Annotated in this window: 18 protein-coding genes; 12 read left to right on the top strand and 6 right to left on the bottom strand. The window is 73.7% G+C overall.

The window, feature by feature from the left end; all coding sequences use genetic code 11:
• Positions 1–7: 7 nt before the first annotated feature.
• From OG550_RS17850 to OG550_RS17825, 6 genes are all read left to right on the top strand, one after another.
• Entirely contained in the window at positions 8–793 is a 786-nt protein-coding gene (locus OG550_RS17850; RefSeq protein ID WP_327678740.1) for a TIR domain-containing protein, read from the top strand.
• Positions 790–2,751 (top strand): hypothetical protein, encoded by a 1,962-nt coding sequence (locus tag OG550_RS17845; RefSeq protein WP_327678738.1) that lies wholly within the window; start codon positions 790–792, stop codon positions 2,749–2,751. Before OG550_RS17850 ends, OG550_RS17845 begins: the two co-directional genes overlap by 4 nt.
• Positions 2,748–4,070: a hypothetical protein gene (locus OG550_RS17840; protein WP_327678736.1), complete on the top strand. Its 1,323-nt coding sequence runs from the start codon at positions 2,748–2,750 to the stop codon at positions 4,068–4,070. Before OG550_RS17845 ends, OG550_RS17840 begins: the two co-directional genes overlap by 4 nt.
• Positions 4,071–4,260: 190 nt before the next feature.
• Complete coding sequence (locus tag OG550_RS17835; RefSeq protein WP_327678735.1) at positions 4,261–6,846, top strand: terpene synthase family protein; 2,586 nt, start codon at positions 4,261–4,263, stop codon at positions 6,844–6,846.
• Between the two features lie 243 nt (positions 6,847–7,089).
• Positions 7,090–7,896, top strand: a complete 807-nt coding sequence (locus tag OG550_RS17830) for a VOC family protein (RefSeq protein WP_327678733.1) — start codon at positions 7,090–7,092, stop codon at positions 7,894–7,896.
• Complete coding sequence (locus tag OG550_RS17825; RefSeq protein ID WP_327678731.1) at positions 7,893–8,387, top strand: DinB family protein; 495 nt, start codon at positions 7,893–7,895, stop codon at positions 8,385–8,387. The genes OG550_RS17830 and OG550_RS17825 overlap by 4 nt, the downstream gene beginning before the upstream one ends.
• Here the strand turns inward: OG550_RS17825 and OG550_RS17820 are convergent.
• A complete protein-coding gene (locus OG550_RS17820) occupies positions 8,350–9,096 on the bottom strand; it encodes an ArsR/SmtB family transcription factor (protein WP_327678729.1) in 747 nt (248 codons plus the stop codon). The two genes, OG550_RS17825 and OG550_RS17820, sit on opposite strands and share 38 nt — an antisense overlap.
• A gap of 1,157 nt (positions 9,097–10,253) precedes the next feature.
• Between OG550_RS17820 and OG550_RS17815 the strand changes: the two genes are divergently transcribed.
• The 4 genes from OG550_RS17815 to OG550_RS17800 all read left to right on the top strand — a co-directional run bounded on the left by OG550_RS17815 (position 10,254) and on the right by OG550_RS17800 (position 14,139).
• Entirely contained in the window at positions 10,254–10,688 is a 435-nt protein-coding gene (locus OG550_RS17815) for a hypothetical protein (RefSeq protein ID WP_327683946.1), read from the top strand.
• A complete protein-coding gene (locus OG550_RS17810) occupies positions 10,685–11,521 on the top strand; it encodes an isocitrate lyase/PEP mutase family protein (RefSeq protein WP_327678727.1) in 837 nt (278 codons plus the stop codon). The genes OG550_RS17815 and OG550_RS17810 overlap by 4 nt, the downstream gene beginning before the upstream one ends.
• 206 nt (positions 11,522–11,727) lie before the next feature.
• Entirely contained in the window at positions 11,728–13,332 is a 1,605-nt protein-coding gene (gene dacB, locus OG550_RS17805; RefSeq protein ID WP_327678725.1) for a D-alanyl-D-alanine carboxypeptidase/D-alanyl-D-alanine endopeptidase, read from the top strand.
• Positions 13,333–13,656: 324 nt separating this feature from the next.
• Positions 13,657–14,139: a MarR family winged helix-turn-helix transcriptional regulator gene (locus OG550_RS17800; protein ID WP_442906011.1), complete on the top strand. Its 483-nt coding sequence runs from the start codon at positions 13,657–13,659 to the stop codon at positions 14,137–14,139.
• Between the two features lie 27 nt (positions 14,140–14,166).
• Here OG550_RS17800 and OG550_RS17795 read toward each other — a convergent pair whose 3' ends face one another.
• Entirely contained in the window at positions 14,167–14,571 is a 405-nt protein-coding gene (locus OG550_RS17795) for a hypothetical protein (RefSeq protein WP_327678723.1), read from the bottom strand.
• Positions 14,572–14,741: 170 nt separating this feature from the next.
• Here OG550_RS17795 and sigJ point away from each other — a divergent pair, with 170 nt between their 5' ends.
• Entirely contained in the window at positions 14,742–15,764 is a 1,023-nt protein-coding gene (sigJ, locus tag OG550_RS17790; protein ID WP_327678721.1) for an RNA polymerase sigma factor SigJ, read from the top strand.
• 24 nt (positions 15,765–15,788) lie between these two features.
• Here the strand turns inward: sigJ and OG550_RS17785 are convergent, their stop codons facing one another.
• Both OG550_RS17785 and OG550_RS17780 read right to left on the bottom strand, forming a co-directional pair.
• Positions 15,789–16,214 (bottom strand): DUF4231 domain-containing protein, encoded by a 426-nt coding sequence (locus OG550_RS17785; protein WP_327678719.1) that lies wholly within the window; start codon positions 16,212–16,214, stop codon positions 15,789–15,791.
• Positions 16,215–16,478: 264 nt separating this feature from the next.
• Entirely contained in the window at positions 16,479–17,147 is a 669-nt protein-coding gene (locus OG550_RS17780) for a hypothetical protein (RefSeq protein ID WP_327678716.1), read from the bottom strand.
• A 407-nt stretch (positions 17,148–17,554) separates the two neighbouring features.
• On the opposite strand from OG550_RS17780, the gene OG550_RS17775 reads away from it, so the two are divergent.
• Complete coding sequence (locus tag OG550_RS17775; RefSeq protein WP_327678714.1) at positions 17,555–18,394, top strand: NAD(P)H-binding protein; 840 nt, start codon at positions 17,555–17,557, stop codon at positions 18,392–18,394.
• A gap of 170 nt (positions 18,395–18,564) precedes the next feature.
• On the opposite strand, the gene OG550_RS17770 is transcribed toward OG550_RS17775, so the two are convergent.
• Both OG550_RS17770 and OG550_RS17765 read right to left on the bottom strand, forming a co-directional pair.
• Positions 18,565–18,708 carry a hypothetical protein gene (locus OG550_RS17770; protein ID WP_327678712.1) on the bottom strand — a complete coding sequence of 48 codons (144 nt, stop codon included), beginning with the start codon at positions 18,706–18,708 and terminating at the stop codon, positions 18,565–18,567.
• A gap of 13 nt (positions 18,709–18,721) precedes the next feature.
• Positions 18,722–20,551 carry a serine/threonine-protein kinase gene (locus tag OG550_RS17765; protein WP_327678710.1) on the bottom strand — a complete coding sequence of 610 codons (1,830 nt, stop codon included), beginning with the start codon at positions 20,549–20,551 and terminating at the stop codon, positions 18,722–18,724.
• Positions 20,552–20,601: the final 50 nt, after the last annotated feature.

Genomic DNA, 20,601 nt, shown 5'->3' with positions numbered 1-20,601 from the left:
ATCCGTCATGCCTGACATCTTCGTGAACTACCGAACCATCGACGAGGACACCGGTGCCACCTTGATCGAGCGCGAGTTGTCCCGGCGGTTCGGCAGCGAGCGAGTCTTCCGCGCCAGCAAGTCGATCAAGGCCGGTAGGCGCTTTCCGCAGGAACTGCTCACCGCTGTTCGCCGCAGCAGTGTGCTGGTCGCTGTCATCGGTGATCGCTGGGCCGATGCGCGGGGTGCCGACGGCCGTCGCGCGCTGGACGACCCGGAGGACTGGACGCGACGGGAGATCGTCGAGGCCTTCGAAAGCGGCGCCTTGGTCGTGCCGGTGCTGATCGGCCGGGCCACCCGGCTCAACCGGCGGGACCTCCCTCCTGAACTGGTCGAGCTGGCCGACTGCCAGTACCGCCGACTGGACACACGCAATGCGGAGGCCGACCTTGCCCGACTCGGGGATGACTTGGCCGAGGCGCTGCCCCAACTTGCCGAGGCCGAGCGGCAGATCAGCCGCATCGAAGCAGAATCAGACGACGTTGCCGGTAGCCGGGTCGGTCGGGTGGACGGCGGTGTCGTTCAGGCTGGGGACTATCACCACCAGCAGGACGGCGGGGCCAGCAACGTCAGCAACTCCGGCACGTTCATCAACACTGCAAACGGCCCTCTGCACACGGGTAGCGGCGATCAGAACAACGAGATCCGCAATGGTGGCCCTGTTACGTTCAACGGTGACGGCGGTAGCTACGTCGAACGGGGCAGGGCACAGCAGTGGTTCGGCGGCGGCCACCGCAGCGACCGCGAGCAGTGAGCGACGAGAGGGGCGGTGCCAGGTTCGAGACGACGAACGGGCCGGTCCACCTCGGCTCGGGGAATCAGATCTTCATCGGCGCCGACTACTACCTGGAACACAGGACGACGGCCGAGCCCTGGCGGGTGGCGCTGGACCAGCGTCTCGGTCTCGCCGAGTGCTTTGTGCCGCCACCCGGCTACGGAGAGGTCGTGGAGAGGCTTGGATCGGCGGGTGCAACTGTGCTGCTGGCCGGGTCTCCGGGGGACGGGCGTCGGACGGCCGGGATCATGGCGCTGCACCGGGTGGGCGGTGACGACAGGCTGTTCCGGGAGACGCCGCTACCAGGAGAGCGGGAGCGGCTTCCGGACCCGGAACCAGGAGAGCGGCTGCTGCTGAACCTGTCCGGGCTGCCCGAGGCGGAGTACGTGCGTGCGGCCGGCTTTCTGCTTCGGTGGCGGGGCAAGATCGCGGAGGCCGGAGCCAAGATGGTTGCGGTGCTTCCCTCGACCGACAGGGCCTTGGTTGATTCCGCGCTCCAGCCCCTGCTGCTGGAGATCGGCCGTCCGAGAGAGCAGGCGGTGCTTCGCCGGCACCTCATCGGCGCGGCCGTGCCGTTCGACCTCGACGACCTCCGGGCGGAGGTACCGTCCGGGCGACTCGGTGGTCTCGCCATGCGGGACATGCGTCGGCTCGCCGTCCTGGTACGTCAGGCCCGGGCAGCGGATCGGAGTGGCCGTGGCATTCGTGGTTGGCTCCAGGAAACGCTCTCGGCCCTGAGCGATCGCAGTGACGATGTGGCGGCCCAGGTGGTTGCGCTCGACTCGGGTGATCAGCGAGCGCTGTTGTTCACGGCGGCGATGCTGGAGGGCGCGCCGGCGGACGCGGTGTTCTACCATACCGACCGTCTGCTCGGCCTGGTGGAGCACACTCCGGACGGCAGGCCCCAGTTGGAACGGGCTGATCTCGCAGAGCGGCTCGGCAAGCTGCCGTTGAGGGTTGTCGACGGCCGGATCCGGTTCACCTCGCTGGCCTACGACAGTGCGGTACGGGCCCACTTCTGGACCTACTTCCCGGGTCTGCGCGAGCAGTTCGGCAGATGGGTGGCGGGGGCGGTCGAGAAGCCGGTATCCATGCCGAACCTGGACGATCGGACCAGGCTGGTCGGCCGCTTCACGGAGCAGAGCCTACGGATGGGGGAGTGGGCCCTGCTCCAGCGGCTGGCGGGAATGTGGGCTGAAGACCCTCGGCACGGTGAGGAGGCGTACGTCGTCATCCGGCTGGGGTTGGAGGACGAGCGCTACGGTGCCGGGTTTCGTAGCTGGCTCTACGACCAGGCGACGAAGGGAGGGCTTCAGCCGAGTTCTGTCCGTGTCTTGGCACGAGTCTGCGCCGAGGTACTCGCCCGGACTCACCCGGACCAGGCGCTGGTCCGGCTGCACCACCTTGCGAGGGGAACCGTCGGCAGTGTCGTCACGGAGGCTCGCGACACGCTCTTCGCCCTCGTCAGGCAGGACAGGCGGCTCTACCGGAAGCTGCTGGCGCGGATGGCCGATCATCTGGACGCGTATCGGGACGGCGGGCAGGACGCCGAGCTGTACCTGAGCCTGATGGAGCCGACGTGTTTCGGTACCGAGCCGGATGAGGAGGTCCGCTGTCTGCGGGGCGTACTGGCTACGGACCCGCCAGCGCGGTCGAGGGCTGGAGTCGGAAGGTGGCTGGCGGCGGCCGCCGTCGCGCCGCCGCGTGAGGGCGAGCGGTTGCTGGACACCCTGGTGGGTGTCGTCGATGACCGGGCCGATCTGCTCGGCCGGCTCTACCTGGGGGCCTACGACTGGGCCGCTGCCGCGCAGCCCGTGGACGGACGGGCGCGGCGCGCCGAGGTGGCGTCGCGGTTGTGGCAGAAGATCGATAGCGCGCAGGGCATCGGGCCGGTGGGCTCGGCAGGGGCGCGGCGGACTGGGGAGAGGACCACGTGAACTCCGTGGGAAAGATGCGAACGGCGCTGCTCGTCACTGCGGCTGCGGTGGTGCCGGTCGCCCTCGGATCATGGGCGGGGTGGCCCGTCTGGCTGTGGGTGGTGTTGGCCGTCGGGATCGCGCTGCCTGTGCTGCTGACATCAGCGACGCGAGTTCGGCCGGCTACAGCTGGGCCGCAGCGCGTGCCGTCGGCTGCACCGGTGGCGGGGCCGCCACCGGTGCAGGTGGCTCCCGTCGAACTGCCGTACCACGAAACCGTGGTGTCGGGGGTGGCGCTCCCGAGCGCTGTGCCGGACTACGACTTCGTCTTCTCCGCGACAGTCTGGTGGAGACCGGTGCCGAACGGGAGCGGGCTGGTGCACGCCGCGCCGGGAAGCCTCGCGATCGAGATGGTGCTGGCCCGGGCGCGGGCGGTGACCGAGCGTGAGCATCCAGGTCGCCTGGACCTCGTCCGGCACCGGTTGGACGGTGTGCTCGGCACACAGAGCCCGGACACTTCCGGGCTGGTGGTGGCGATGGCCGGGAGGGTTTCGCTGGGCCTTCCTGAGGCGGACCGGGACCGACTGGGAAAACTCGCGGAGGTTCGGAAGGCGGAGGAGGTCTGGGAACACGAGAGGCGATACGAGCGGAGCAAACGGGCGTACCTGGGAGAGGACGTGCTCAGTTCGCCGGGCCGTGCAGTGGTGTGGTGGTTGTCCCGGCACGACGAGGAGGTGCAGGGGGCGGTCGACATGATCGGGCCGCTGGCACAGCTCTCGGCAGCGGCGAATGACCGTGCGGTGGACGGGCTTTACGAGCATCTGGTGGCCCGGAAGAGTCCGCAGGGGATCCCCTTCCTGGACGATGTCGCGCCCCGGGCTGGCGAAGGGCACGACGAAGGGTCGGAGGCGACCGGTTGGGGTGCGCCGCCACCTGGGCATGTGGGCCCGAGCGGGCTGAGCCGGGGGCCGGCGGTGATCGGGCCGTTGAGTGACCTGATGGACGACGTCGACTTGGCTGAGGAGGTTGAGCGCACCGTCTATGCGCACCGGGTGGCCCGGTTGACCGAGGCGGCGGGGCGACCGGAAGCGGCGGCGCTGATCCTGGAGAGCCTCAGCGGGTCAGGTCTGGCGGCGCCGCATTCTGCGCCGGACTTCGTCGCCGGGCGAGTGCGCCCTGTTGAGTCGGAGGAGGCCGACGAGGGGGTCGGCAGTATCGAGCGTGTCGAGGGCACTCGTGACTCGTCGGCTACAGCCTGGGAGCCGGGGGCCGGAGCTGAGCCGGGGGTGGCGGGCGTGTCCGCGCAAGGGTGGGGTGGGGCCGATCAGTCGCACAGGTGATCCAGTGGGGGGCTGGTTTTTGGGCGGGTGTTCGAGCCGGTCGGGTTATCTCATATGACTGTTCCTGTTCGTCGGTCGAGATCGTTGGTGACGGGTAATGCTGAGCCGACCGGGTGGCGGGTGCCGTGCAGCAGAGCCCCGTTCCGCCGTGCCGGTCGGCCTTGTCGACGCGCCCAGAAAGGCTCGCCCGGTGACACAGCCGTTCGAACTCCCGTCCTTCTACGTGCCGCACCCGGCGCGTCTCAACCCCCATCTGGAGCAGGCCCGCGCCCACTCCGCCGAGTGGGCGCGGGAGATGGGCATGCTGGAGGGATCGGGCATCTGGACCCGGGCCGACCTGGACGCCCACGACTACGGCCTGCTCTGCGCCTACACCCACCCCGACGCCTCCGCCGAGGCGCTGTCGCTGGTCACCGACTGGTACGTGTGGGTGTTCTTCTTCGACGACCACTTCCTGGAGATCTACAAGCGGACCAACGACCGGGCGGGCGGGAAGGCGTACCTGGACCGGCTGCCGCTCTTCATGCCGGCCGACCCCGGCGCCCCGCTGCCCGAGCCCACCAACCCCGTCGAGGCCGGACTGGCCGACCTCTGGCGGCGCACGGTGCCGTCGATGGGCGAGGACTGGCGGGTCCGGTTCGCGGAGAGCACCCGGAACCTGCTCGACGAGTCGCTCTGGGAGCTCGCCAACATCAACGCGGGCCGGATCGCCAACCCGGTCGAGTACATCGAGATGCGCCGTAAGGTCGGCGGCGCGCCCTGGTCGGCCGGGCTGATCGAGTACGCGGCCGGGGCCGAGGTGCCGGCGGAGGTGTCGGGCGCGCGCCCGCTGCGGGTGCTGCGGGACGCCTTCTCGGACGGGGTCCACCTGCGCAACGACCTGTTCTCGTACCAGCGCGAGGTCGAGGACGAGGGCGAGCTCAGCAACGGCGTCCTGGTGCTGGAGAAGTTCCTGGACTGCACCACGCAGGAGGCGGCCGAGGCCGTCAACGGCCTGCTCACCTCGCGGCTCCAGCAGTTCGAGAGCACCGTGTTCACCGAACTCCCGCAGCTGTTCGCCGACTCCGGCCTCGACCCGGCGGGCTGCGCCAAGGTGCTGGCGTACGTCAAGGGGCTGCAGGACTGGCAGGCCGGCGGGCACGAGTGGCACATGCGGTCCAGCCGGTACATGAACGGCGGCGGGGCGGTGGCCGGTGCGGCCACCTGGTGGGACCCGTTCGCGATCGGCGGGGTCGGGACGTCGGCGCTGGACGTGCTGCGCTCCGGCGCGCTGAGCGACCTCGCCGACGAGCTGGGCTCGTTGAGCCGTTCCGGACCGGCCTCGCGGGCCCCCGGGGCACAGGGGCCCGGCGCGGTCGGGTTCCCGTTCGCGTCGCTGGAGTCGCCCGGGACGGGGCTGATCGGCGGATCGCACGGTGACGTCGAGCCCGGGGTGCGGCGGGCGCGTTCGCACGCCCACGTGCCGTTCCAGGAGGTCGGCCCGTCCCGACTGCCCGAGTTCCGGCTGCCGTTCACCGTCGAGCTGAGCCCCTACCTGGACCTCTCACGGCTCAACACGGCCGAGTGGGCTCGTCGGACGGGGATGCTGGAGCCCCAGCCGGGCGTGCCCGGCTCGGACATCTGGACCGCCGAGAAGGTCGCCGACTACGACTTCCCGCTCTGCGCGGCCGGCATCCACCCGGACGCCAGCGCGGCCCAACTCGACCTCACCTCGGCCTGGTTGACTTGGGGCACCTACGCGGACGACTACTTCCCCGCGGTGTTCGGGCAGACCCGCGACCTGGCGGGGGCCAAGGCCGTCAACGCGCGGCTCTCGGACTTCATGCCGGTCGACGGCGAACCGGCCCCCGTGCCGGGCAACGCGCTGGAGCGCGGACTGGCCGACGTCTGGGCGCGGACCACCGGACCGATGCCGGTCGAGGCCCGGCGGCGGTTCCGCGAGACCGTCGAGAAGATGACGCTGAGCTGGATCTGGGAGCTCGGCAACCAGGCCCAGAACCGGATCCCGGACCCGGTCGACTACCTGGAGATGCGCCGGGCCACCTTCGGGTCCGACCTCACCATGAGCCTCTGCCGGCTGGCCCACGGGCAGGTCGTCCCGGCCGGCGTCTACGCGAGCGGCTCGATGGGCTCGCTGGAGAACGCGGCCGCCGACTACGCCTGCATGATGAACGACCTCCACTCGTACCAGAAGGAGGTGCAGTTCGAGGGCGAGGTGCACAACATGGTGCTGGTGGTGCAGAACTTCTTCGACTGCGACTACCCGGCGGCGGTCCGGATCGTCGACGACCTGATGCACTCGCGGCTGGCCCAGTTCCAGCACGTCGCGGCGAACGAGTTCCCGGTGCTGTACGACGACTTCGAGCTGGAGGCGGACGCTCGGGCGATGCTCGACGGGTACGTCCGGGAGCTGGAGAACTGGCTGGCCGGGATCCTGATCTGGCACCGGGACTGCCGGCGGTACCGGGAGGAGGACCTGCTGCGGCACTTCGGCACCGGGGCGGCCCGGGCGGAGGGCGAGGCGGCCGCGGGAGAGGCGGTTCCCGCGGGGGGTGCGGCGCCGGAGCCGGACGGGGCGGGGTTCGCGTGGTTCGGTCCGACCGGGCTGGGCACCGCGGCGGCGCGGCCGGCGGCGGTGGCGCGTGCGGGGGCGGGAGCGGCCGGTGGTGCGGTGGAGGCGGTGCCGCGTCCGGGCGCGGTGCCGGCCGGGCCGACCGGGTTCGGCACGGTGGGGGCGCAACCGCTGCCGGTCGCCGGGGTCTCGCACGTCGGGTAGCGGGTAGCGGGTAGCGGGTAGCGGGTAGCGGCTGGTTCTGCTGTGGACGTGCGGTGGCCCGTCGGGGAGTCTTCCGGCGGGCCGCCGTCCTGTTCGGGGGCCGGGCGGGGAGAAGGGAGGGGAGGCGGTCGGCGGGCCTGCGGAGGGGGTGCGGGGAGGGCCGGACCGCGTGGACGCGCGGGTGGGCGGGGGACTGGCTAGGGTGGCGAAAAGGGACAAAACGCCGCACGAGAGGGCTTCGCCATGCCTGTGCCACCCGAGGGAACGCCCTGCTGGGCCGACGCGATGTTCACCGACCTGGAGGGCGCCAAGGCGTTCTACGGGGACGTACTGGGCTGGACCTTCGGCGAGTCCTCGTCCGAGTACGGCGACTACACGCAGGCCTATTCGGACGGCAAGGCGGTCGCCGCGATCGTCCCGCCGATGCCGGGCCAGGACGGCGACACGGTCACGTCGGCCTGGTGCCTCTACCTGGCCTCGCCGGACGCCGCCGCCACCGCCGAGAAGATCCGCGGCAACGGCGGCGAGGTCCTGATGGGCCCGATGCAGGTCGGCGAGTTCGGCACGATGGTGATCGCCAAGGACCCGGGCGGCGTCGTCTTCGGCGTCTGGCAGGGCGGCACCCACGAGGGCTTCGAGAAGCAGGCGGCGACCGGCGCCTACACCTGGGCCGAACTGGTCACCCGCGAGCCCGGCCCCGCCGACGCTTTCTTCCCCGCCGTCTTCCCCTACACCGTCCAGCGGATGGACGCCGGCGACGTCGACTACAAGATCTTCCAGGTCGGCGGGGCGCCGGCGCTCGGCCGGATGAAGGCGGGCCCGGACGACCTGCCGCCCGAGGCGCCGAACTACATCAGCGTCTACTTCGCGGTCGACGACTGCGACGCCACCGTCGCCAAGGTCACCGGGCGCGGCGGGAAGCTCTACTTCGGCCCGATGGACAGCCCCTTCGGCAAGTTCGCGGCGGTCGGCGACCCGCAGGGCGCGGCGTTCGGCGTCATCGACCTCGGCACGACCGTCGGCGACATGCCTGCGATGGTGGCCGAGTGAGCGGGAACACCGAACGCGCCGACCTGCTGCAGACCCTGGACAAGCACCGGGGCTTCCTGCGCTACACCGTCCGCGACCTCACCGACGAACAGGCCGCCCGGCGCACCACGGCCAGTGCGCTGAGCCTGGCCGGCCTGATCAAGCACGTCTCCGGGGTGGAGGCCCGCTGGATGCGGTTCGCGGTCGGCGGCGCGACCGCGATGGAGGCCGAACAGGTCGACTGGGAAGGCCAGTTCAGGATGGCCGAGGACGAGACCCTGACCGGACTGCTCGCCGCCTACGAGCGGGTCGCGGCCGACACCGACGAACTGGTCGCCACCCTGCCCGACCTCGACGCCGCCCACCCGCTGCCCCAGGCACCGTGGTTCGAACCGGGTGCCTCCTGGTCGGTCCGGCGGGTGCTGCTGCACGTCATCGCCGAGACCGCGCAGCACGCCGGGCACGCCGACATCATCAGGGAGTCGCTGGACGGCGCGAAGACGATGGGCTGAGCGGGCGCTCCCCGTCCCCGAACTCCACCCCGAGCAGCTCGCGCAGCGCCCGGTCGCCGTCCGGCGTCACCCGCAGCGCCCGGCCGGAACCGATCCGCTCCACCCAGGCCCGGTCCAGCGCGGTCCGGCACAGTACGGCCCCGAACGCGCCGCCCAGGTGCCCGCGCCGCTCCGTCCAGTCCAGGCAGCTGCGCACCACCGGGCGCCCGCCCCCGCGCCCGGACCGGGCGGGCAGCTCCACGCCCAGCTCGGCCAGCCACGCCCGGCCCCGCTCGGTGAGGGCCGGTCCGGCGTCGTCCGCCACCAGCCCGCGCGCCAGGACGGCGTCGCTGACCGCCACGCCGAGCCGGCCCGCCAGGTGGTCGTAGCAGGTACGGGCGCGCGCCTCCGCACTCATCCGGGTGGACTCGCGCAGGGAGCGCGGGGCCGGGGCGTCCGCCGGGGCGGCGGGCGAGAAGGTCGACAGGTCCTCGATCAGCGTGGCCACGTCCGGACCGGCCAGCCGGACGTACCGGTGCCGGCCCTGCCGCTCCTCGGCCAGCAGGCCGCCGGCGATCAGACGGGACAGGTGCTCGCTCGCCGTCGACGGCGCCACGCCCGCGTACCGGGCCAGCTCGCCGGCGGTCCAGGCCCGGCCGTCGAGCAGGGCGGTGCAGAACGTGGCGCGGGTCGGGTCGGCGAGCAGTCCGGCGAGCTGGGCGAGCGACATGGCTCCATGGTGCCGCGCGGACGGTTCGGCGGACACCGAACCGTCCCGTGCCTAGCGTGAGGGCCATGCGTACCCCGGTCGTCAGTTCCGCCGCCGCTTCGTCCACCGCCGTTCCCGTTCCCGTTCCCGTTCCTGCTCCCGTTCCCGTTCCCGTTCCCGCTACCGCTCCCAGCTCGGGTGCGGGTGCGTCCGCGCCGTCGACGGTGCGGTTCGACCGGTACGAGGACGTCACGGCCGCGCTCGCCGATCCCGCCCTGGTGCCGGTGCCGGCCGCCCCGGGGCCGGCCGGCGGCATGGCCTGGCTGCGCGCGACGGTCGCCCGGTTCAGCGCGGGCGAGCGGCACGCCGTACGCCGGGCGGGTGTCGAGGCGGACCTCGCCCGGCTCGACCCGGACGCGCTGCGGGTGGCGGCCGCCGCGGGGTTCGAGCCGGACGCCCGGTTGCGGACCGTCCGGGTGCTGGCGCAGGCACTGGGGCTGGCCGAGCCGGAGGCGGTCGCGAGGGCGGTCACCGTGGTGGCGCGGGCCTACTTCGTCGAGCAGCCGGACGACCCGGAGGCCGACGCGGCGGTGGCCTGGCTGCTGCCCCGGATGCGGTCCGTCGGCGGGGACGCGGGCGGTGAGGGCGCGGACGGTGGGCGCGCGGGTGGTGGGCGTGCGGATGGCGGGGGTGCGGGCGGCGGGGGTGCGGGCGGCGAGGGCGGAGCCGCCGGTCCCGCCGGTACGCCGGGGGAGGACGAACGGGCCGCCAACCGGATCGGCCTGCTCGTCCAGGCCTGCGACGCCACCGCCACCCTGGTCGAGAACGCCCGCCGTGCCGCCGAGGGGGCGGGCGCCGCCGACCCGATTGCGGCGGCGCTGCACCACGACCCGCCCGTCCGGGCGATGCGCCGCCACGCCGCCCGGGACACCGAGGTGGGCGGAGTGCCGGTCCCCGCCGGGGCGCAGGTGGTGCTCGACGTCGCCGCCGCCCAGGCCGGCCGCCCCGGGCTGCCGCCGCTGACCTTCGGCGCCCCGCCCCGGCTCTGCCCCGGCCGCACGCACGCGCTGGCCGTCGCCTCCGGCATCCTGCACGGCGCCTCGGACCCGACCGGGCCTGTACCCGCCTCCCCCGGAGAGATACCGCCCGCCGGCGACCCCGCCGGGCTCGTCCCCGCCATGGTCGACCACGTCCTCGCCCTGGCCGGGACCTGGACCGGGTGGGACGGGCGCCCGGTCACCGTCGACGGCCGCACCTTCACCCCGCACAAGGCGATCCGCCGGGTCGCCGACCATCTCCTCGACCACCTGGCCGAGTTGGAGGCGCGGCTGGCCGGCGAGCCGACCCAGCCCGACCACTGGCACGCCTCGGCCGTCACCACCCCGGCCGACCTCGCGCCGTTCACCGCCGCCGACCTCGACGAGGCGCGCAGCCGGCTCACCCGGCTGGCCCGGATCTGGGCCGCCCGGTACGCCGCACTCACCCCCGACCAGCTCGACCACTCCCCGGGCATCGGCTGGTCGTTCCGCCGACTCGCCCTCCACGCCGCGGAGTCCGCGTACTACGCGGACGCCGTCGGCGACCTCCGCCCGTTCGAGAGGACCACCCGATGAGCGCCTCGGCCCCCACTCCGTTCGCCGCCCTCCACCGCCGGGCGGGCGAGCCCCTGCTGCTCCCCAACGCCTGGGACCACGCCTCCGCCGCCCTCCTCGCCGAGCAGGGCTTCCCCGCCATCGGCACCACCAGCCTGGGCGTCGCCGCAGCCGCCGGACTCCCCGACGGCGCCGCCGCCACCCGCACGGAGACCCTCCGGCTGGCCCGCCGCCTCGGCCGCACCGGCCGCTACCTGCTCTCCGTCGACGTCGAGAACGGCTTCAGCGACGACCCCGAGGAAGTCGCCGCCCTGGCGGTCGAGTTGGCCGGGGCGGGCGCCGTCGGCATCAACCTGGAGGACGGCCGGGCGGACGACACGCTCGCCCCCGCCGCCCTGCACGCCGCGAAGATCGCCGCGGTCAAGGCCGCCGCCCCCGGACTCTTCGTCAACGCGCGCACCGACACCCACTGGCTGGCCGTGCCGGACCCGGGTCCGGAGACCGGGCGCCGGCTCGCCGCCTACCAGGAGGCCGGTGCGGACGGGGTGTTCGTCCCCGGCCTCACCGATCCGTCCGCGATCGAGGAGCTCTGCGCCACCCTCGACGTCCCGCTGAACATCCTCTACAGCCCCGCGGGGCCGACCGTCCCGCACCTCGCCGACCTCGGCGTCTCCCGGGTCAGCCTCGGCTCCCTCCTCTACCGCACCGCGCTGGCCGCCGCCGTGGCCGGAGCCACCGCGATCCGGGCCGGCGCCCCCGCCCCGAGCCCCGGCGCCGAGGTCCCCGGCTACGCCGCGGTGCAGGCGTTCCACCACGACCGGCCCGGGCCGGGGGCCGCGTCCGACCGGGGGTGACGGGGCACCGTGGGGGGCGGGGTTCGGCTCCCTACCGCTCCGGTGGGCTCCCCGGCCCGGTCGACGGGTTTCCGGGCCCGGCCGACGGGCGAGCGGGTGAACTGCGCCCCGGAAGGTTCGATCGCGGACGCCCCTGAGGTATCCCTGCCCGGGACCTGCGCAACCGTCGGATCGGCGCCGAAGCACGGCCCGGGACAGGTGGATCCATGAGTTCGACCGTCAGACAGCGACGCCTCCGGGCCGGCGCCCTCTCCGTCCTCCTCGCCGCCGCGACGCTCGGCACGGCCGCCCCCGCCTCCGCGGCGCCCGAGGACGACCCCTACCGCTCGCTCAGTCCCGAGATCCGGGCGATCATGGCCAAACCGGCCTACCAGCACGCCCAGTGGGGCCTGCTGGAGATCGACGACACGACCGGCGAGGTCATCCACTCGATCTACCCGGACCAGTTCTTCATCCCCGGGTCGACGGCCAAGCTGGTCAGCGTGTCCGGCGCCTGGCACACCCTCGGCGGCGACCACCGCTTCACCACACCGGTCCAGGCCGTCGGCAGCCGGGACGGGGAGGTCCTGAACGGCTCGCTCGTCGTGATCGCCCAGGGCGACCTCACGATGGGCGGCCGGACGGCACCCGACGGTTCCGTCTCCTTCACCCCCATCGACCACACCTACGCGAACGACGTCCCCGGGGCGACCCTCACCCCCGAGAACCCGCTCGCGGGCCTCGACGAGATCGCCGGGCAGGTGCGGCAGGCGGGCATCACCGAGGTCCACGGTGACGTCGCCGTCGACTCCCGCCTGTTCACCTCGTTCCCCGATCTGGACCCGAGCCCCACCCCGCTGATCATCAACGACAACGTCATCGACCTGCTCACCACCCCGACCGCCCCCGGCCAGGCCGCCCAGCTCAGCTGGCGCCCGCAGGTCGCGCCGTACCAGGTGGAGTCGACGGTGCAGACCGTCGCCGCCGGCGGCCCGACCGAGCTCGCCGTCTCCGCCTCGCCCGACGGCACCCGCATCACCCTGACCGGGACGATCGCCGCCGACGCGCCCCCGACGCTCCGGATCTCGCCCGTCCAGGACCCGGCCGCCTTCGGCCGCACCGCCCTGATCGAGGCCCTCGCCCGGGCCGGCGTCACCGTCACCGCGCCGCCGACCGGCCCGAACCCGGACGGCACGCTGCCGGACTCCTACGAGGGCACGCAGCGCGTCGCCGCCTACGTCTCCCCGGTCTTCGCCGAGTACACCCGGCTGATCCTGAAGGTCAGCCACAACCTCGGCGCCAACCTGAGCATCTGCCTGATGGCCGTGGCGGCCGGCAGCCACCAGTGCGAGGACGGCTTCCCCGTGCTCAACGCCTTCCTCCGGCAGGCCGGCATCGACCCCACCCAGGTGCAGCTCCTCGACGGGCGCGGCGGCAACCCCGTCGACCGGGTGACCCCGCGCGTCGAGAACCAGATCCTCCACTACTGGCAGGGCACGCCCGAGGCGACCCGGTTCCGCGAGGCCCTCCCGATCCTCGGCGTCGACGGCAGCCTCGCCTCCGTGTGCGAGGGCTGTCCCACCTGCCCCGGGAAGGGCAAGGTGTGGTCCAAGCCCGGCACCGTCGCCGGCTTCGACGCCGTCAACAACCGCATCGCCGTCGGCGCCCAGACCCTGGGCGGTTACCTCGACGCGGGCCACGGCCGCCTCCACACCTACTACCTGGCCGTCAACGGCGCCTCCGCGCCCGACATCGAAGGCGTCGTCCAGCTCATCAACGACGAGGCGCTCATCTCCGGCCTCCTGCAGCAGCAGGCCGAGGCCCGTTCCTGACCCCGGACCGGTTCCGTGCGCCACCACTCGAAGGCCCCGGCCGCCCCACCCGGGCGCGGCCGGGGCCTTCGGCGTTGCGGTGAACGGCGGCCCGCTGTTTCCGTGACCGGCCGCCCGCGTTGTTTCCGTGACCGGCCGTCCCCGCTGTTGCCGTGACCGGCGGCCCGCCGTTTCCGTGACCGGCCGTCCGCCGTGTAGGACTGGGACCCGGCGGCCCGACGGGATTCCCGGGCGGGCCGCCGTCCGGAAGCCACCGCCGTCCGGAAGCCACCGCACGAACACCGCCCCTCCCCGCCGGGGAGGGACCACGGAGAGGGGGAGCCCGTGTCCACGCCCGCCATGCGGCCCGACGCGAGCGAGGTCTACCGCCGGTACCTGAGCGCCGTGCTGCTCCACGGCCACGCGAGCGCCAAGGCGTGCGAACTCGGGGCCACCGACCTGTACGCGCTGAACATCCTCCAGCTGTCCGGGCCGATGACCCCCGGGGAACTGGCCGGCCGTACCGGACTGACCACCGGCCCGACCACCCGGCTCGTCGACCGGCTGGAGCAGGCGGGCTACGTGCGCCGGGCGGCCGATCCCGGCGACCGGCGCAAGGTCATCGTCGAACCGGTCGGCGGGCCCGCCGACCTCGACCGTGTCATGGCCCCGGCCCGGCAGCGGGTCGGCGAGATCCTCGCCGGGTACTCGGCGGAGCAGCTCGACGTCCTCTTCGACTACTTCGCCCGGGCCGCCGACGCCTACCAGGGCGCGGCGGACCGGCTCCGCACCGGGAGCGCGGGGACCGCCGGGACCGCGGAGCACTGACGGCGGCGGCGGGCGGGCGCTCGGCGGCTACGGCCGGGCGCCGGAGCGGCCCGGCGCGCGGCCCGACAGGCTCCGGCCCAGCACCAGCACGCTCAGGCCGAACATCAGGACGCCCAGCGGGACGTGCACCGACGGCACGTGCGCGACGCCCAGCACCACCTGCGCCGACGCCAGCACGAGGAACCCGGACGCGTAGAGGACCGGCCGGGCCGGTCCGCCACCCGGCCGCCACGCGAGGACCGCGGCGAGCACGTACACCATCGACGCGCCGTACATCACGCGCGCTCCCACGCTGTGCAGCACCTCGATGTGGGAGGAGGAGAGCAGCAGACCGGCGGTCGCGGCCTGGAAGAAGAGGGCCAGGGTCTGCAGGGCTATCGAGACCTGCACGAACGTGGAGCTGCGGTGTTCCATCGGCGTCTGCACGGCCATGGTGCGGTCCCCTCTTCTGCCTCGCGGCGGTGATCGGTACTGTCTCGGTAGTCCGACGACGCAGGCCCGCGGAATGTGAGGCCAAGCGCCGGCATCCGGTACCGGGACCGCCGACGCGGCGCCTGCGGAGCGGACGGGAGGCAACGAGGAACCAGGGAGCGGGCGCGGCCATGAGCACCACATCAGGGCCGGGGCACGGACGGCCCCGGCCGGTCGCGGGCGAGGTCCTCGACGGCGAGCGGCGACACCTCGTCAACCTCTCCTACCGGCTGCTCGGTTCGCTCACCGAGGCCGAGGACGCCGTCCAGGAGACCTACGCCCGCTGGTACGCGATGTCGCGGCAGCGGCAGGAGGCCGTCGAGTCGCCCGGCGCCTGGCTGACCACCGTGGCCGGCCGCATCTGCCTGGACCAGCTCGGCTCGGCCCGGGTCCGGCGCGAGCGCTACGTCGGCGAATGGATCCCCGAGCCGCTGCCCGACCGGGCGGAGTGGATCGGCGGACCGGCGGGCGGCGGCGGGGCCGAACCCCCCGACCCGGCCGACCGGGTCACCCTGGACGAGTCGGTGAACATGGCCTTCCTCGTCGTGCTGGAGACGATGACGCCGGCCGAACGCGTGGCGTTCGTCCTGCACGACGTCTTCCGGTACTCCTTCGCCGAGATCTCCGCGATCGTCGGCCGGACGCCGGCGGCCTGCCGGCAGCTGGCGTCCTCGGGTCGCCGCCGGGTCCGCGCGGCACAGGGTCCGGCGGTTTCGCAGGCCGTACCGGCCGCACCGGCCGCACCGGCCGTCGGGCAGACCGGGCAGACCGGGCAGGCGGCGCGGGCCGGTCAGGCGGGGCTGGTGCGGCACTTCAAGGAGGCGTGGGAGGCCAGGGACATCAGGGCCCTCGTCGGCCTCCTCGACCCCGAGGCCACGATGATCGCCGACGGCGGCGGCCTGGTCGGTGCCGCCCTCCGCCCGGTCCAGGGCGGCGAGCGCATCGCCCAGTACCTGATCCACATCGCGGAGAAGGCCCCCGGGCTGACGCTCCTGGAACGCTCGGTCAACGGCCGGCCCGGCCTGGTCGCCCAGCACACCGGCGTCACCGTGACCGTGGCGGCCTTCGAGCTCACCGGCGACCGCGTCACCCGCATCTGGGCCGTCCGCAACCCGGAGAAGCTCCGTGCCTGGCCGGGGACCGACCAGGGCTGACCGCTCCCCCGCACGGGGGCGTGGTCACTGACGGTCGGTCGAGGCGGTCGAGGCGCGGCGCTGCTCCAGCCAGTTCCGGCTCAGGTCGGCCCACACGCCCTGGTACTCCTGGAAGGCCGGCCGCAGCCCGTCGTGGGTGAGCTCGTCGGCGGGCGTCGAGTCCAGGAGGAATTCGAGGTCGTCGGCGAGGCGCTGGAACCGGTACTGCGTCTCCTCCATCAGGACCCACCGCGACCGCCAGTTGAAGAACGGCTCGATGGCCCCGAGGAGGGTGACGCACGCGACGAGGGCGAAGGCCAGGCCGGCCCAGACGTTCAGGCTCTGCAGGCCCAGGATGATCGTCGAGGCGGCCGACAGCGAGAGCGTCGTGACCTTGAGGACCGTCGAGGACCGGCGGAACCGCCGCTTCTTCCGGCGGGCGTACTCGTTGCCCTCACGGACCTTCCCCAACAGCCGACCGGCCGCCGCCACGGGATCCGACCCGGCGCCCGCACCAGGACCCTGAGTTTCCATCTCGCCCCCAACTCGAACGTCCCGGCGAATCCCGGGTACGACCCGTCGACCCTAGGACCTCCGGCCACCCCCGGCGAGCCGGCCCTCCGCGGCACGGTCGGGAGGAGGACGGGCGCCCCCTGCCGGCATGACGCTCCGCCAGGCGGCGGCGCCTGGCGGAGCGTCATGCCGCAACCGCCACGTGCGCGCCGCCCGAGCGGACTACTTCGTCCCCGGCGTCCACGTCATGCCCAGCCGGTACGCCCGGGAGATGGTGTCCTGGATGCCCGGACCGTCCTGCGGGGTGAACCACCTCACCTCGCGCCCGACGACGAGTTCGCCCTTCCGCCGCTTGATCAGGGCGATCGCGCACGCGTGTGCGTGCGGCGGGCAGTCGTCGAGCCGCACCTCGAACCGGTCACCGCGGTCGGAGGCGAGGGTCACCACGGCATCCAGGCCGCGGAAGTCCCCGCCGCCGCCGTAGATGTAGACGAAGAGCAGCAGCTTCGAGAACTCGGCCTGGTGGTCCAGGTTGATCACGAGGTTCTCGCCCGCAGCCCGCGCGCCGGTCCGGTCGTCCGCGTCCAGCGCGACGTACGGGAAGTGGCCCACCGCGCCGAACGAGTTCCCGAGCGCCTGGACGACGGTCTTGCCGCCGTCACTGAACCTGATCATGCAGCCGAGATCGAGGTCCACGTCCTTGGCCGTTCCCGCCCGCAGTGAGGCCCGCACCCTCTGGAACAGGCCCCGCGCCTCCCCGGCCTCCCGCCGGGCGGCGGCCTGCGGCGAGGTCCAGTTCAGGTTGACCCGGATGAGACCGGATGTCACGCCGTGCTTGTCCAGGGAGACGACGGGGGACGCCTTCGTCAGGACTACTGCTCCGGAGGCCATGGTTTCGACACCTTTCCGGGGGGACGGGTCCGCGGGACCGGTGGCCCTTGCTGGGCTTGGTGGACATCAAAGCCCCGGCCCGTGCCGGCGGGCCCGGCCTTCGCTGATTCGTGATCGCTCCGACATCGGATCGCTCTCCGTACCGGCGGGCGGTGCGCGGAGCCTCCTTGCACCGGAAGCGCCGGAAGCGCCGGAAGCGCCGGACGCACCGGACGCACCGGAAGCGCCGGACGCACCGGACGCACCGGAAGCGCCGGACGCGCCGGACGCGCCGGAGTCGGCCGTGCTCGCGCAGGCCCGCCGGGAATGTGCCCCGTCGGCTCTTTCTAGGACGGAAACCGTCCTAGACGCCTCCTACTGTCTGTCGCGAAGGCACTGACCGGAACGGTGATTTGGAGGGATCCGTCATGATCCTCGTGATCGGAGCGACCGCGCACTTCGGGCGGCAGACGGTGGAGGCGCTGGCGGGCGCCGGACGGCAGGTCCGGGCCCTCTCGCGCACCCCCGAGCGGGCCGGACTGCCCGAGGGCGTCGAGGTGGTGCGCGGCGACCTGACCCGGCCGGAGACGCTCGGGCCCGCGCTGGACGGCGTCACCGAGCTGTTCCTGGTGCTGCCCTACGGCACGGACGCACGGCCACTGCTGGACCGGGTGCGGCAGGCAGGCGTGCGGCAGGTCGTGTTCCTGTCCTCGGGCGCCGTCACCGACGGCGCGGACCCGCAGCCCGATGTGATCGCCGCCTACCACGCGCGGGTGGAGCAGGAGATCAAGGCGACGGGCGTCGACTGGACGTTCCTGCGCCTGTACTTCCCGGCGATCAACTCGCTGGCCTGGGCCATGCAGTTGCAGGGCGGCGACGTCGTCCGCGGGCCGCACGCCGCGGCGGCCGCCTCGGTGGTGCACGAGCTCGACGTCGCGGCGGCGGCCGCCGCCGTGCTCGGCAGCGCCGAACACTCCGGCCGGGTCTACGAGCTGACCGGGCCGCAGTCGCTCACCCAGACCGAGCAGGTCGAGCTGCTCGGCCGGGCCCTGGGCCGTGAGCTGCGCTTCGAGGAGGTGGCCGCGCAGGCCGTGCGGGAGCAGCTCAGCCAGTTCATGGACGCCGACTTCGTGGGCGCTCTGCTGGACCTGATGGCGGACACGGTCGGCAAGCCGGCCCTGGTGAACGACACCGTCGAGCGGCTGACCGGCCGTCCGGCCCGCCCGTACGCGCAGTGGGCCGCGGACCACCCGGCCGACTTCCGCTGACCAGCCGCCCGGTTCCCCGCTCCCGGTTCGCCCCGACAGGAAGCACCTGCCGGGGCGGACGGGCGGCCGTACACGGGAGCACGTTCGGCGTCGGTGCCCGGTCCTCGTCCGGTGACGGCGCAGGTGGGCTCCGTGGCCACGACCCCAGTCGACCTGTGGGCCCCCGCCTGTCACCGCGCGAGACCGAACCCGGGGACACCGCCGCGCTCCTGGCCGTCCACGGCGATCCCGAGGCCACCCGGCACCTCGGCTTCGAGCCCCGCACCCGAGACCAGCCCGAGCTCGTAGGCCCCGGTGGCTACGCGCTCGGTCATCGTTCCATGCGCCTCAGCCCTTCCTCCGCAGCACCATGTACTCCTCCGGCTTGAGCAGGTCCGGGCTGTAGCGGAGTGTGCCGTCCGGCGGCGCCGTGATCAGGCGGTAGATCGACCTGTCGGTGATGCACGTGTCACCGGGCGAGGAGCCGGTCTCCCGGGACGCGTAGGTGGCCTTGCTCTCGTCGGCCTCGCTGAGCGTCCACGCGCCCTCGCACCAGGTGCCGGTGTTCGGCGTCTCGGCGCGGATCCTGCTCTTCTCCTCACTCGGCGCCGACTGGACGATGGTGAGGGTGAGGGTGGTGACGTCCCCGTTGGCGGCCTTGCGCTCGCCGACCCACGTCCCGAGGTACTTCGTGGGGACGATGCCCGGCCCCGGGTCCGTGGGGACCGCGCCGGGCGCGGGGCTGTCGTCGGCCGGATCGGGGCTCTCCGCAGCCGGGGCGGCGGGCGACGTCCCGCCCGCGGCCGGGGCGGTCGGCCCGGGTTTCGACGCGGCGGCGGAAGCATCGGCCTGCCGGTCGTTGTCCTGCAGCCGCTCGGTCAGCAGGTATCCACCGCCCAGCAGCAGTACGACGGCCAGTACGGCCGCCAGCGCGCCGTACCCCCGCCGGCCGCGCGGCTGTGGGGGCGGCCCGTAGCCCGCTGTCGTGACCGGTGCCGACGGTGCCGACGGTGCCGGGAAGGGGGTGGGGAGCGGGGTCGGCGGGTACGGTCCGGCCGGCCCCGTCGCCGGCGGGCCGAAGCCCGGCGGTGCCGGCGGGCCGAACCCGGGCACACCGCCGCCCGGTCCGGCCATCGCCGCCTCGGCCATTCGCGCCGCCCTCGCCGCCTCGGCGACCGTCCGGGCCTCGGCGGGGGCCCGGGTGCCAGGAGCCGTTGCGGGAGTCCCCGCAGTGGCCCCGTCCCCCGCGACGGTCCCCTCTCCGGCCTCCCGCTCTCCCTCCAGGTCCAGCAGCTGCACGGCACTGCGCCCGACCGCCGCGGCAAGCGCCGTCGGCAGCCAGTCCCCGTGCCCCAGCCGGGCGGCGGCCGTGCCGTCGCCGTCGAGCCGCTCCCGCAGCTGACCGGGCGTCGGACGGGCGGCCGGGTCCTTGGCCAGGCAGTCGCGCACGATCGCGTGCAGCGGCCCGGCCAGCCCGGAGATGTCCGGCTCCTCGTGCAGCACCCGGTAGAGGAGGACGGGCGCGCTCACCCCGGAGCCGAACGGCATCGTGCCCGTCGCCGCGTACGCGAGCACCGCGCCGAGCGAGAAGACGTCGCCGGCCGGCCCGGCGGGCAGCCCGTTCGCCTGCTCCGGCGACATGAAGCCCGGCGACCCGAACACCTGGCCGGACTGGGTCAGCGCGGTGGTGGCGTCCAAGGCGCGGGCGATGCCGAAGTCGATCAGGCGCGGCCCGTCCAGCGTCAGCAGCACGTTCGACGGCTTGACGTCCCGGTGCACCAGCCCGAGGCCGTGCACATGGGCGAGCGCCTCGGCGAGGCCGACGCCGAGGGTCCGCACGGCCGGCTCGGGCAGCGGCCCGAACTCCCGTACGGCGGCGGTGAGCGCGGGCCCGGCGACGTAGCCGGTGGCCACCCAGGGATGCCCGCCCTCGGTGTCCGCATCCAGGACCGGTGCCGTCCAGGTGCCGCTGACCCGCCGGGCCGCCGCCACCTCCTGACGGAACCGGGCCCGGAACTCTGGGTCCCCGGCCAGATCGCGACGGACCACCTTGACGGCGACCGTCCGCCCGCCCGTGGTCCGGCCGAGGTAGACCCGGCCCATGCCGCCCGCACCGAGCTGCCGCAGCAACCGGTACTCGCCCACCTGTCGCGGATCGTCCGCTGCCAGCGGCTGCATGCCCACGCTCCCCTCGACGCCCGGCACGGCCGTCCCCGCCTCACGTGTCC

This window comes from Kitasatospora sp. NBC_00458 (genome assembly GCF_036013975.1).
Classification (GTDB): domain Bacteria; phylum Actinomycetota; class Actinomycetes; order Streptomycetales; family Streptomycetaceae; genus Kitasatospora.
The sequence above is the reverse complement of the archived record's forward strand: the minus strand, read 5'-3'. Positions and strand labels throughout refer to the sequence as shown.